This is a genomic window from Sphingomonas pseudosanguinis, from assembly GCF_052056765.1.
GTDB lineage: Bacteria > Pseudomonadota > Alphaproteobacteria > Sphingomonadales > Sphingomonadaceae > Sphingomonas > Sphingomonas pseudosanguinis.
The window spans coordinates 2,155,065-2,168,057 of sequence record NZ_CP189888.1; the positions used below are offsets into that span (position 1 = coordinate 2,155,065).

The following is a 12,993-nucleotide window of genomic DNA, read 5'->3' on the forward strand; positions in this document are numbered from 1 at the left end:
CGCCGACCCCCCTTAGAACATCGACTCGGGGATGATGATGACGTCACCGGGTTCCAGCCGGACATTCGCCTTCGAATCGCCCTTGCGCAGCAGGTCGTTGATCTGGAGCGCATATTCGCGCTGCTTGCCGGTGTCGCGCTCGGTGCGGACCAGCTTGGCCTTGTTGCCCGCCGCATATTGGTTCAACCCGCCGACCGCGATCATCGCGTCGAGCAGCGTCATATTGGCGCGATAGGGGATCGAGGCGGGCCGCTCGGTCGCGCCGACGATGCGCACCTGCTGGCTGTAGGTGCCGGCAAAATTCTCGACGATCACCGACACAATCGGGTTGGAGACATATTCCGACAGCGCCTTCTTCATGTCGTCGGCCAGCATCGCGGGCGTCTTGCCCACCGCCGGCATGTCGTTGACCAGGGGCGTGGTGATACGGCCATCGGGGCGCACCTGCACCTTGGCCGACAGGTCGGGATTGCGCCAGACGAAGATGTTCAGCTGGTCGAGCGGGCCGATGACATATTCTTCACCCGGCACGTCCTTCTTGGCGACATAGCCCGCCGGCGGCAGTTCGGGGCCGCTTTTCGCGGTCGAACAGGCGGTCAGCGTCGAGGCGGCGAGCCCTGCGATCAAGAGGGGGCGGGCGAAGGATGCCATGCGAACGTTACTCCTGAACCCTGCACCCCGGCCGGGGCGACAAGGCAAATTGCGCAGCGTCGCTATGCCGTCCAAGAGGTGAACATAGGGTTATGCCCCGGTAGACGCTGCCGATATTTCATCGGGCCAGCACTTCGTCGGCCGGCCCGTGCCCCAGAAACGCCGCAGGGCTGGCACTGGCTCCATAGGCTCCCGCCAGAAAGATCGCGACGATGTCGCCCATATCGGGACGGGGCAGCGCGATGCGGTCGCCCAGCCGGTCGAGGGGGGTGCAGAGCGGGCCGACGACCGACAGCGTCTGGTCCGCCGCCGCACCCATCGCATGCGCCAGCGCCAGCGGATAGTTGCGCCGCACGACCGTGCCGAAATTACCGCTGGCCGCCAGCTGGTGGTTGAGCCCGCCGTCGAGGATCGCGAACCGCTCGCCGCCGCTGTCCTTGATGTCGACGACATGCGCCAGATAGACGCCCGCCTCCGCCACCAGCCAGCGGCCAAGTTCGATCGCGAAGCGCGTGTCGCGCAAGATCGCGGCTCGCGCATCCAGCGCCTCGGTCAGCGCCGCCCCGACCCGCTCGATGTCGAGGGCTGTGTCGCCGGCGAAATAGGGAATGCCGAAGCCGCCACCCAGATTGACCAGCGGCGGCGCCTGCCCCGCCGCCTCGGCAAGGCGCGCGGCGAGCGCGATGGTGGCGGCTTGCGTATCGATGATCGCCTGCGGATCGAGCGCCTGGCTGCCGGCATAGATATGAAAGCCGCGCCAGTCCGCGCCGGCCGCGATCAGGTCGCGGACCAGTGCCGGCACCCGCTCGGCATCGATGCCGAAGGGCGATGGCCGGCCGCCCATCTTCATCCCCGACCCGCGCAACTCCACATCCGGGTTGACCCGCACCGCCAGGCGCGGTGTCCGCCCCAGCCGATCGGCGATGGCCAGCGCGCGCCTCGCTTCGCCCTCCGACTCCAGGTTCAGCGTGATCCCCGCCGTGATCGCGGCGGTCAGTTCGGCATCGCGCTTGCCCGGCCCGGCGAAGCTGACCGGCCGGCCGAGGTCCGCCACCTTCGCCAGCTCGCCCGCCGATGCGACATCGAAGCCGTCGACCATCGCCGCCATCGCAGCGAGCAACGGCGGAAAGGGATTGGCCTTGATCGCATAATGAAGGTCGATCGTCGGAAAGGCCGCCCGAAACCGCGCTACCCGCGCCGCGACGATGGCGGGATCATAGACGAACAACGGCCCGTCGCGCCCCTTCATCCAGTCAGTGGCGCTCCGCCCGCCGATGACCAGCGCACCCTGCTGCGCGGCGAATTCGGGGGGGATGGGGCCCATCGGCTTCATGCCGTCATATCCTTATCCAGAACCGTACGGCGCAGGCCGCTGCGGTCCAGCTTGCCATTGGCGTTGCGCGGCAGTTCGTCGTGCCAAACGATCCGCGCGGGCTGCATGAAATTGGGAAGCTCGGCCTTCAGGCGCATGCGCAGCGCCGGCTCCGATGCGGCATCGCCCGCCAGCACCAGCACGATCGTCTGCCCCTGCACCGGGTCGGGCACGCCGATCGCCACCGCCTCGCGCGCTTCGCCGCCCGACAATGCGGCTTCCTCGATCTCCTGTGGACTGATCCGGTTGCCGGCGACCTTGATCATCTCGTCATCGCGCCCGACGAAGCGGAGCAGTCCGTCCGCGCCCAGCACGACTTTGTCCCCCGACCATACCGCCCGGTCATGCCCCGGCGCGGGGCGAAAGCGCTGCGCGGTCCGATCGGCATCGCGCCAATAACCCTGCGCGACCAGCGGCCCGGCATGGACCAGCTCCCCCGGCTCGCCCGCAACCGCCGGGCTGCCATCGGGGCGCAGCACCATGATCTCGGCAAAGGGAATGGCGCCACCGATCGCGTCAGGATTGGCGTCGATCAGCGCAGGATCGAGATAGGTCGAACGAAACGCCTCGGTCAGCCCATACATGGCGTAGAGATCGGCCGCGGGGAAACGCGTGCGCAGGCCCCGGACCAGCGAGGGGGTCAGCGCGCCGCCCGAATTGGTCAGCCGTCGGATCGGCGCGACCGCCTCTTCGGGCCAGCCCGTGGCCAGCAGCTGCGTCCAGAGCGGCGGCACGCCGGCCAGCGTCGTCGCGCCGTGCCGCGCGACCGCCTTCACCACGTCACGCGGCGTCAGATAGTCGAGCGGCGCGACCGCGCCCCCGGCGACCCAGGTCGAGAAAAGCTGGTTCTGGCCATAATCGAAGCTGAAGGGCAGCACGCCCAGCACCCGGTCATCCAGAGTCAGCCGCAGATAATGCGCCACCGACACCGCCCCGAGCCACAGATTGGCGTGGCTGAGCATCACCCCCTTGGGCCGTCCCGTCGACCCCGAGGTATAAAGGATCGCCGCCAGCGTATCGGGATCGGCCTGCGACCGGGGCAACGCATCGCCCTCCCCTGCCTCGACCTCCAGCCGCATGTCCGCCGGCACGTCGCCCGGCTCCAGCGTGGCGGCACGGGGGGCGTGGGTCAACAGCATCACCGCGCCGCTATCGGCCAGGATATGCGCCACCTGCGCGCGCTTCAGCAGCGGATTGATCGGCACATGGACCAGCCCCGCGCGCGGTGCCGCCAGCGGCATCAGCGCGGCGATCCGCGTCTTGGGCAGCCAGCTCGCCACCCGCGCGCCGGGTTCGAACCCCTGTCCGGCCAGCCACCCCGCCAGCCGCGCGACCCGTTCCTCGGCCTCGGCGAAGCTCAGCCCGCCGTCGCGGTCCAGCAGCGCCGGCGCATCGGGGGCACCGCGTAAGGCATGGTCGATGGGCAGGGCGACGGGTTCGGGGGACATAGCGATCATCTACAGCCGGGGGTTGTAGAAAGTCGAGCCGAGGGAATGGGACATACGGGGTCCGCATGCGGCCAAGCCCTCCCCCAACCCCCCTCCCGCCTGCGGGAGGGGGCTTTGCAGAGCCGAGACGCGCGCCCTTCTACTCCCCTCCCGCAGGCGGGACGGGCTGGGGGAGGGCTTGGGACTCCTGACTGCAGGAATGCCACAAGCCCCCAAATCCTACCCAACCTTATCCTGGGCACAGCAACATAGCGCGTCCCCTCCCCCAACCCCCTCCCGCCTGCGGGAGGGGGCTTTGCTGAGCTGAAACGCGTCCCCTTCTACCCCCCTCCCGCAGGCGGGAGGGGCTGGGGGAGGGCTTGGGACTCCTGACCGCAGGAATGCCACAAGCCCCCAAATCCTGCCCAACCTTATCCTGGGCACAGCAACATAGCGCGTCCCCTCCCCCAACCCCCTCCCGCCTGCGGGAGGGGGCTTTGCTGAGCTGAAACGCGTCCCCTTCTACTCCCCTCCCGCAAGCGGGAGGGGCTGGGGGAGGGCTTGGGACTCCGGAACCTGTCGAAATGCCCCGAGGCCCTAAATCCTTCCCAGGCCTTTTGCTGGACATGCTAACGTAGCGTGTCCCGTCCCCGCCCCCCGGTTGCCCAACGCGGTCCGCCGCTCTAACGCAGTCGCAACGACACGAACAGCAAGGCGACAGGGTTTGGAACTCCAGGCGGGCAGTGAGGTGGAAGCAACGGTGCGCGGCGTGCTCGCCGATGTGCTGGGGCTGTCGCAGGAGCGTGTGGCGGGGTTCGACGCCGAGACGCCGCTGTTCGGCGCGCTGCCCGAACTGGACTCGATGGCGGTCGCAGGGGTCCTGACCGAGCTGGAGGACCGCCTGGGCATCCTGATCGAGGATGACGAGGTCGATGGCGAGATGCTGGAGACCTTCGGCCAGCTGGTCGCCTTCGCCAACGCCAAGGCGCAAGGTTGATCGATTTCTACGACGGCCCCGGCGGGCGCGAGGCGATGCTATGCCTCGGGCCCGCGCAGGGACCGGTCGTGCTGGTCGCGCTGCCCTTCTGGGAGGAGGCGAACCGGACGCGCGTGGTGGCGGTCGCCATGCTGCGCGCGCTCGCCCGACACGGTATCGGCGGCGTGCTGCCCGACTGGCCGGGCACGGGCGAAAGCCTGGTCGAAACCGAAAAGGCCAGCTTCGCGCAGTGGCGTCTGGCGCACCGATCGGTCGCCGAGATGCTCGCCGCCCGGCGCTGCTACGGCGTGTCGATGCGCGGCGGGACGCTGGTCGATGGCCTGGCCGATCTGGCGGGGCGCTGGCACCTTGCGCCGATGACGGGCGAGGCGGTGCTGCGCGACGTCATCCGCCTGCGCGCCGCGGCGGGCTTGCGCGGTGACGAACATGGCGTGTTCGGCGCGGAGTCGCCGGTGCGTGTCGCCGGCAACCGGGTGTCGCCGCACTTCTTGGCCGAGCTGGCCGGGGCCACGCCGCTCGCCCCCGAAGCCATACCCTATCGCGTCGTCCGGCTGGGCCATGACCGTGCGCCCGCCGACCGGACGATCGATGCCGTGCCCCCCTGGCGCCGCGCCGAACCGCAGGAAGACCCCGAACTCGCCGCCACCCTGGCCGAGGACATCGCGCAATGGATCGCCACATGCGAAGGCTGATCTCCTTTCCGTGCGAGGGCGCGACGCTGATCGGCACGCTGGACGAGGCGCCGTCCGATACCGGCCTGCTGATCGTCTCTGGCGGCAACGAGCCGCGCATGGGCGCGCATCGCGGGCAGGCCATTCTGGCGGCGCGGATCGCGGCGCGCGGCTATCCCGTGTTCCGTTTCGACCGGCGCGGCGTCGGCGATAGCGAGGGTGTGAATGGCGGCTGGGAATCGAGCGGCCCCGACATCGCGGCGGCGGTCGACGCCTTCGCCCATAGCGCCCATCTCCGCCGCGTCATCGGCTTCGGCAATTGCGATGCGGCCACCGCCGTCGCGATGTTCGGCGCGGAGGCGCAACTGAGCGCGATGCTGCTGTCCAATCCCTGGCTGTCGGACGAACCCGACGCCTTGCCCCCCGCCGCCGCGATCCGCCGTCATTATGCGCGCAAGCTCGCCAGTCCGGGCGAATGGTGGCGGCTGGCGCGCGGCGCGGTCGACCTGGGCAAGCTGCGCCAGGGCCTCGGCAAGATCGCCGCCCCGCCCGCTCCGCTGGGGGACGCCGCCGCGCCGTTGCTCGAGGCGATCCATGCCTGGGGCGAGGATGCCACGGTCATCGTCGCACGCGGCGATGCCACCGGGGTGGCCTTTCGCGCCGCCGCGCGCGGGCATGACTTCGCGATGGAGACGATCGCGACGGACTCGCACAGCTATGCCGATGCGATGGATGCCTTGGAACGTACCATCCTGAACGGCCTGGCATGCGCCGCATCGGACGAAGCGAGCCTGTCGCACGACGACGTATCGGAACTCAAAAATACCGATTAATACGTTTTAAGATAACGCTTTTTTGCCGGAACGCCTGCCTCGCCCTGCCCATTGAGGCCGCGAGGAGAGACGGTCCATGAACGAACGCCCCACCCCACCACAACCCGAACAGCAGCAGGACATGCCCGGTCAGACCGAGGCGATGGACCCGCGCCCCGATCATGGCGAGCACAGCTATGTCGGCCATGGCAAGCTGACCGACAAGAAGGCGATCATCACCGGCGCCGATAGCGGCATCGGTCGCGCGGTCGCCATCGCCTTCGCCCGCGAGGGTGCCGATGTCGTCATATCCTATCTGTCCGAGGACGAGGATGCCGCCGAGACCCAGCGGCTGGTCGAACAGGCCGGCCGCAAGGCGTTGCTGATCCCCGGCGATGTCAGCGACCCGACGCATTGCCGCACCATCGTCGAGCGCGCGGTGCAGACCTTCGGCCGGGTCGACATATTGGTCAACAACGCCGCGCATCAGGCGACCTTCCAGGCGGTCGAGGACATTCCCGACGAGGAATGGGACATCACCTTCGCCACCAACATCCATGCGATGTTCTATCTGGTGAAAGCCGCGCTGCCGCACATGGGCGAAGGCGCGTCGATCATCAACACGACTTCGATCAACGCCGACAAGCCGAGCGAACAGCTGCTCGCCTATGCGACGACCAAGGGCGCGATCCACAATTTCACCGCCGGCTTGGCGCAGATGCTCGCCGAGCGGAACATCCGCGTGAACGCGGTTGCGCCGGGGCCGGTCTGGACCCCGCTGATTCCGTCGACGATGCCGCCCGAAGCGGTCAAGACCTTCGGCCAGCAGACGCCGATGGGTCGCGCCGCACAGCCCGCCGAGCTCGCCCCGCCCTATGTGATGCTGGCCAGCGACGAGGCCAGCTACATTACCGGTGCGACCATTCCGGTTACGGGCGGCACCCCCTTCCTTTGATCCAAACTACAGGAGTGATGCCCATGGCTTCCCTGCCCCAAGATGTCATCCTGTCGGTGTTCGTCACCGGCCTGAAGAATGCCCATGCCGTCGAGCATCAGGCGCTGGCGCTGATCGACCGGCAACTCGACCACCTGGCCAACTACCCCGACGTCGCCGACCGCCTGCGGCTGCATCGCGGCGAGACCGAGCAACAGATCGAGCGGCTGGAGGAAATCCTCGATGGCTTCAACGAAAGCCGATCGATGCTGAAGGACGCCGCGCTGACCTTCTCGGGCAATATGGCGGCGCTGGGCCATGTCTTCGCGCCCGATGAGATACTCAAAAACAGCTTCGCCAACTTCGCCTTCGAGAATTTCGAGGCGGCCAGCTACAAATCGCTGATCACCATCGCCGATGCCGGCAACCTCAGTAGCGCGACACCGCTCCTCACCCGCTCGCTGGACGAAGAGCTCGCGATGGCGGCCTGGGTCGACGAGAATAATGCCGCGCTGACCCGCCGCTATCTCGAACGCCGCGCCGCGGGCGAAACCGCCAGCCACTGATCCCGACAGCCAGCCAGCGAGACCGATCATGTATTATCACGACAAACGCCTGCAATATCCCGTCCGCTGCGAGAATCCCGACCCCCTATTCGCGCGCATGCTGCAACAGGCGATCGGCGGCGTGGAGGGCGAGATCCGCGTCTGCATGCAATATTTCTTCCAGGCCTGGGGCAATCGCGCACCGACGCCGAAGTACCGCGACATGCTGCTCCACACCGCCACCGAGGAGATCGGGCATATCGAGATGCTGGCGACCGCCGTCGCGCTCAATCTCGACAAGGCCCCCGCCTCGCTTCAGGAAGAGGGTGCGGCGGACGGTATCGTCGGCGCGGTGATAGGTGGCGGCAATGCCCGCCACGCGATCGAGGGGACGCTGCACAAGCACATCCTGTCGACCGGCCTTGCCGCACAGCCCGTGGACTCGGACGGCGTGCCGTTCAACATGAGCCATATCTATGCCAGCGGGAACGTCGCCGCCGACATGTATTGCAACGTCGCCGCCGAGAGCACCGGCCGGGTGCTGGCGACGCGGCTCTACAACGCCGCGCATGATCAGGGCATGAAGGACATGCTCCACTTCATGATCGCACGCGACACCATGCATCAGGAGCAATGGCTCGCGGTGATCGAGGAACTGGGCGCCGAGGGTTCGCTCCCCATCCCCAACTCCTTCCCGCAGGCCAATGAGCATCCCGAGCATAATTACGACTTCTTCGTCACCTCGGTCGACGGCACCTATCCCGAAGGGCGCTGGACACAAGGGCCGAGCGTCGACGGCAAGGGCGCGTTCACCGTGTTCCGCAACGAGCCGATGGGCGAGGAACCGATCCTCGGCCCGGCACGCCCGGACAGCGGCGCGCAGGCCGAGCAGATCGGGGAAAAGCCGGTGGTGTAACGAGGAACATTCCTCCCCTGTAAGGGGAGGTGGCAGGCCGAAGGCCTGACGGAGGGGTGTCACGGGCGGTTATGAGGTACTCCCTCGCCACGCGTGACACCCCTCCACCAGCTTCGCTGGTCCCCCTCCCCTTGCAGGGGAGGATTTGGTGCCCCGAACCGTCAGGCTCGGGGCATCGTCTTATCAGGCCCCCAGTGGAAGGGTCTTGCCGGTCGACTGGTCCAACGACCGCGCGACGATCAGGTCCAGCGCCGTCGCCACCGCGACGAAGCCGATCGCGCCCCACACCGCCTTGCGCTGCGACGACCGGCGCGCCGCGACCGCCAGCGTGCCTAGATCGAGCATGTCCCCCACCACCCGGTTCCACACCCGCGCCGAATGCGCCGGTGCCTGGACCAGGCCGACCCCGGCGACAACCTCGCGCATGCCATAGGCCTTGACGGTCGTCGCACCGCCGGGGACCGACAGGCGATCGGCGATATGGCGCGCGGCGAACAACTCGGCCGCCCCGAGCGCGAGCGAAAACAGGCCGAGGCCCCAGCTGGCGGATTTGGCGTTCATGATGATCCTCCGATGTGATGGATCACCGATCAACGCCATGGCCCGCCGGCCGGTCCACAAATCGATCTAAATCAGGGTGTTAAGCAACATCCTTTGCCGCAAACCTCTCCCCTCCTCTTCAGGGGAGGGGCCGGGGGTGGGGCGGTTCGGCAAGCGCAACGCCGGTGGATAGGCCCCACCCCAACCCCTCCCCTGAAGGAGAGGGGCTTTAAAAAACGAACGGATCATTCCGCCGCCTTGGCCATGTCCTCGAACTCGGCCGCCGCCAGGAACCGCTCGGCGTCGAGTGCGGCCATGCAGCCGGTGCCCGCCGCCGTCACCGCCTGGCGATAGACCTTGTCCGCCACGTCGCCGCACGCGAAGACGCCGGGCACGCTGGTCCGGGTCGATCCCGTCTCGACCGCGATATAGCCGTCCGAGTCCAGCTCCAGATGGCCCCGGAACAGCTCGGTCGCCGGGTGATGGCCGATCGCGACGAAGCCGCCCTCGACATCCAGGCGGCTATGCTCGCCGGTCACCGTATCGACCAGATCGAGCGCGACCAGGCCCGCATTGCCGCCGCCGTCGACGAACTCGCGCACTTCCTTGTTCCACAGCACCTTGACGTTGGGGTGCGCGAACAGCCGCTCCTGCAGGATGCGCTCGGCACGCAAGCTGTCACGGCGGTGGATCAGCGTCACGTCGTCCGAATGGTTGGTCAGGTACAGCGCTTCCTCGACCGCGGTGTTGCCGCCGCCGATCACCGCGACCTTCTTGCCGCGATAGAAGAAGCCGTCGCAGGTCGCGCAGGCCGACACGCCCTTGCCCTTCATCGCGTCCTCGCTGTCCAGGCCCAGCCACTTGGCCTGCGCACCCGTCGCGATGACCAGCACCTCGCCCTCATACACATCACCGCCGTCACCGATCAGGCGGAACGGACGGCTGGTCAGGTCGACCTGGGTAATCGTGTCCCACATCATCCGCGCGCCGACATGCTCGGCCTGTTTCTGCATCTGCTCCATCAGCCAGGGGCCCTGGATGACGTCGGCGAAGCCGGGATAATTCTCGACATCCGTCGTCGTGGTCAGCTGACCGCCGGGCTGAATCCCCTGCACCACGATCGGCTGCATCCCCGCGCGCGCGCCATAGATGGCGGCCGACAGCCCCGCCGGGCCGGAACCGAGGATGAGCATACGGGTGGAATGGGTGGTCATGTCGTCGTCCTGTGAAACGCTGTTTGGCCTCTAGATAGTCGCAGCGGCGACAAAAATGAACCGCTTCTCATGCGGCCAATCCGCGCCTGCTTCGTTAGCCGTTCAAGGTGGAGGTTTGCCCGATGCGTGACGAAGACGATGTGAAGATCACCGATTATACGGCACCGGCCGGCGGCTGGGGTTCGATGAAGGGCATGGCCAAGGTCCTTCCCAAGGAGGGACTGGGGCCGGATACGCTCGACACGCTGCGGCGCCAGAACAAGCCCGGCGGCGTCATGTGCGTCAGCTGCGCCTGGGGCAAACCGGCCAAGCCACATATTGCCGAATTCTGCGAAAACGGCGCCAAGGCGACCGCCTGGGAACTCAGCAGCCTCCGCGTCACGCCGGACTTCTTCGCCAAGCATAGCGTCACCGAACTGGAGGCATGGCCCGACCATGACCTGGAACAGGCGGGTCGCCTGACCCATCCAATGCGCTATGACCGCGCGACCGACCGCTATGTCGCGGTCAGCTGGGACGAGGCGTTCGCCGCGATCGGCGCCAAGCTGAAGAGCTGCGACCCGACCAAGGTGGTGCTCTACGCCTCGGGTCGCGCGTCCCTCGAAACCTCGTTCATGTATTCGCTGTTCGCGCGGCTCTGGGGGCAGCAGAACCTGCCCGACAGCTCGAACATGTGCCACGAGACGACCTCGGTCGGCCTGAAGTCCGCCATCGGATCGCCCGTCGCGACGATCCAGATGGAGGATTACGACAAGTGCGACGCGATCTTCTCCTTCGGGCAGAATGTCGCGACCAACGCGCCGCGCATGCTCCACAACCTCCAGGCGTGCGCCAAGCGCGGGGTGGAGATCGTGACCTTCAACCCGCTGCGCGAGCGCGGCTGGGAGCGGTTCGCCTCGCCGCAGAATCCGGTGCAGATGCTGACCGGCAGTTCGACCGACATCTCCAGCCAATATCATCAGGTCAAGGCGGGCGGCGACATCGCCGCGCTGACCGGCATCTGCAAGCTGGTGATCGAGGAGGATGATCGTGCGGTGGCCAAGGGCACTGGCCGCATCCTCGACCATCATTTCATCGAGCAGCACACGACGCGGTTCGAGGATTTCGCCAATTACTGCCGCAATGCCGCATGGAGCGAGATCATTCGCGATTCGGGGCTGACCCGCGACGCGATCGAGCAGGCGGCACGCGTCTATATGAAGTCCGAACGCGTCATCGCGGTGTACGGCATGGGCATCACCCAGCACCGCTATGGCATCGATGCGCTGCACATGATCGTCAACCTGCTGTTGCTGCGCGGCAATATCGGGCGCGAGGGCGCGGGGCCGGGGCCGGTACGCGGGCACAGCAACGTGCAGGGCCAGCGCACCGTCGGCATCACCGAAAAGACCGAACTCGCCCCCGTCGAGCGGCTGAAGGAATTGTTCGAGTTCGAGCCGCCGACCGAGGACGGCTGGGACACGGTCGAGGCGTGCCGCCAAATCATCGCCGGGACGGCACAGGGCTTCGTCCAGCTCGGCGGCAACTTCCTGCGCGCCACGCCCGAACATGCCAAGATGAAGGCCGCCTGGGCGAAACTGCCCATCACCGTCCATATCGCGACCAAGCTCAACAAGAGCCATCTGGTGCCCGGCGAAGAGAGCTATATCCTCCCCTGCCTCGGCCGGTTGGAAACGGACATGCAGGCGGGCGGCCGTCAGGCGGTGTCGATGGAGGATTCGTTCAGCCATATCTATGGCTCGGTCGGCAAGGCGACGCCCGCCGCCGACACCCTGCTGTCAGAACCCGCGATCGTTGCCGGCATCGCCAAGGCGGTGCTGGAGCCGAACCCCAATGTGCCGTGGGACGAATGGGTCGGCGATTACGGCCTGGTCCGCACCGCGATCGAGAATGTCTATCCGGATAAGTTCGCCAACTTCAACGAACGGCTGTTCGAGCCGGGCGGCTTCTGGAAGGGCAACCCCGCCGCGCACCGCCAATGGGAGACAGAGAGCGGCAAGGCCGAGTTCAACGTGCCGCGCGCCATGGATGCCTCGGGCATCGAACCGGCCGAAGGGCGGATGCGCCTGATCACGCTGCGCTCGAACGACCAGTTCAACACGACCATCTATGGCTATGACGATCGCTTCCGGGGGATCAGCGGCACGCGGATGGTGGCGATGATGAACAAGGCCGACATCGCCAGGCTGGGCCTCACCGACGGCCAGACGATCGCGCTGGAAAGCGATGCGGGCGATGGCGAGGAGCGCGTGGTCGAGGACTTGCGCGTCGTCGAATACAACATCCCCGAAGGCTGCATCGGCGGCTATTATCCCGAGCTCAATTACCTGATCCCGCTGGAGCATCATGCGCTGGAAAGCCATGTGCCGGCGGGCAAGTCGGTGCCGGTGAAGGTGCGCGTTCCGGCATGAGCATATTGGGTGCCGTATTGACCGGGGGGCGATCCTCCCGGTTCGGGTCGAACAAGGCCTTTGCGATGCTGGCCGGGGACAGCCTGGCATCGCATGCGCGCGCCGCGATCCGCCCCTATTGCGCGGAGGTGATCCAGGTCGGCGGCGCGGACGGTATCCCCGATCAGCCCGAACCCGGTCTGGGCCCGTTGGGCGGGATCGCCGGCGCGCTGGACTATGCCGCCGCGCATGGTTTCCGCTGCGTGCTGACCATCGGGTGCGACATGCCCCGGCTGCCCGACGGATTGATCGAGGCGCTGATGCGACGCGAACCCAGCTATTGCGCGGATGCGCCCGTGCTGGGCCTGTGGCCCGCCGCACTGGGCGCGCATCTGATGGCGCATCTGTCGCTCGGCCATGACCGGTCGATGCGCGGCTGGGCGCGCGCGATCGGGGCCATTCCCATCGCCTCTCCGCATCCGATCGCCAATGTGAACACCCCCGCCGATCTTGCCGCCCTGTGA

Annotated in this window: 13 protein-coding genes; 8 read left to right on the top strand and 5 right to left on the bottom strand. The window is 67.3% G+C overall.

What is annotated here, in order from left to right; translation table 11 throughout:
- Nucleotides 1–12 precede the first annotated feature (12 nt).
- The 3 genes from ACQHGV_RS09745 to ACQHGV_RS09755 all read right to left on the bottom strand — a co-directional run bounded on the left by ACQHGV_RS09745 (nt 13) and on the right by ACQHGV_RS09755 (nt 3,480).
- Nucleotides 13–651: an XrtA/PEP-CTERM system exopolysaccharide export protein gene (locus ACQHGV_RS09745; protein WP_409792238.1), complete on the bottom strand. Its 639-nt coding sequence runs from the start codon at nt 649–651 to the stop codon at nt 13–15.
- Between the two features lie 118 nt (nt 652–769).
- Nucleotides 770–1,984, bottom strand: coding sequence for a pyridoxal-dependent decarboxylase, exosortase A system-associated (locus ACQHGV_RS09750; RefSeq protein WP_440978040.1), 1,215 nt, complete (start codon nt 1,982–1,984; stop codon nt 770–772).
- A complete protein-coding gene (locus ACQHGV_RS09755; RefSeq protein WP_440978041.1) occupies nt 1,981–3,480 on the bottom strand; it encodes an AMP-binding protein in 1,500 nt (499 codons plus the stop codon). Before ACQHGV_RS09755 ends, ACQHGV_RS09750 begins: the two co-directional genes overlap by 4 nt.
- A gap of 694 nt (nt 3,481–4,174) precedes the next feature.
- On the opposite strand from ACQHGV_RS09755, the gene ACQHGV_RS09760 reads away from it, so the two are divergent.
- From ACQHGV_RS09760 to ACQHGV_RS09785, 6 genes are all read left to right on the top strand, one after another.
- Nucleotides 4,175–4,447 carry an acyl carrier protein gene (locus ACQHGV_RS09760; protein WP_183952055.1) on the top strand — a complete coding sequence of 91 codons (273 nt, stop codon included), beginning with the start codon at nt 4,175–4,177 and terminating at the stop codon, nt 4,445–4,447.
- Nucleotides 4,444–5,139: a hypothetical protein gene (locus tag ACQHGV_RS09765; protein ID WP_440978042.1), complete on the top strand. Its 696-nt coding sequence runs from the start codon at nt 4,444–4,446 to the stop codon at nt 5,137–5,139. The genes ACQHGV_RS09760 and ACQHGV_RS09765 overlap by 4 nt, the downstream gene beginning before the upstream one ends.
- A complete protein-coding gene (locus ACQHGV_RS09770; protein ID WP_440978043.1) occupies nt 5,127–5,951 on the top strand; it encodes a hydrolase 1, exosortase A system-associated in 825 nt (274 codons plus the stop codon). Before ACQHGV_RS09765 ends, ACQHGV_RS09770 begins: the two co-directional genes overlap by 13 nt.
- A 76-nt stretch (nt 5,952–6,027) precedes the next feature.
- Nucleotides 6,028–6,885, top strand: a complete 858-nt coding sequence (locus ACQHGV_RS09775; RefSeq protein WP_440978044.1) for an SDR family oxidoreductase — start codon at nt 6,028–6,030, stop codon at nt 6,883–6,885.
- A gap of 23 nt (nt 6,886–6,908) precedes the next feature.
- Nucleotides 6,909–7,430 carry a ferritin-like domain-containing protein gene (locus ACQHGV_RS09780; RefSeq protein ID WP_440978045.1) on the top strand — a complete coding sequence of 174 codons (522 nt, stop codon included), beginning with the start codon at nt 6,909–6,911 and terminating at the stop codon, nt 7,428–7,430.
- Between the two features lie 28 nt (nt 7,431–7,458).
- The gene (locus ACQHGV_RS09785) at nt 7,459–8,325 is read left to right on the top strand and encodes a manganese catalase family protein (protein WP_440978046.1); all 867 of its coding nucleotides are present in this window, start codon (nt 7,459–7,461) and stop codon (nt 8,323–8,325) included.
- 183 nt (nt 8,326–8,508) lie between these two features.
- On the opposite strand, the gene ACQHGV_RS09790 is transcribed toward ACQHGV_RS09785, so the two are convergent.
- The gene (locus ACQHGV_RS09790) at nt 8,509–8,886 is read right to left on the bottom strand and encodes a hypothetical protein (protein WP_440978047.1); all 378 of its coding nucleotides are present in this window, start codon (nt 8,884–8,886) and stop codon (nt 8,509–8,511) included.
- A gap of 224 nt (nt 8,887–9,110) precedes the next feature.
- Nucleotides 9,111–10,079, bottom strand: coding sequence for a thioredoxin-disulfide reductase (gene trxB / locus ACQHGV_RS09795; protein ID WP_440978048.1), 969 nt, complete (start codon nt 10,077–10,079; stop codon nt 9,111–9,113).
- 122 nt (nt 10,080–10,201) lie between these two features.
- Between trxB and ACQHGV_RS09800 the strand changes: the two genes are divergently transcribed.
- Together ACQHGV_RS09800 and mobA are read left to right on the top strand one after the other, a co-directional pair.
- The gene (locus ACQHGV_RS09800) at nt 10,202–12,490 is read left to right on the top strand and encodes an FdhF/YdeP family oxidoreductase (protein ID WP_440978049.1); all 2,289 of its coding nucleotides are present in this window, start codon (nt 10,202–10,204) and stop codon (nt 12,488–12,490) included.
- Nucleotides 12,487–12,993 carry a molybdenum cofactor guanylyltransferase gene (gene mobA / locus ACQHGV_RS09805; protein ID WP_440978050.1) on the top strand — a complete coding sequence of 169 codons (507 nt, stop codon included), beginning with the start codon at nt 12,487–12,489 and terminating at the stop codon, nt 12,991–12,993. The genes ACQHGV_RS09800 and mobA overlap by 4 nt, the downstream gene beginning before the upstream one ends.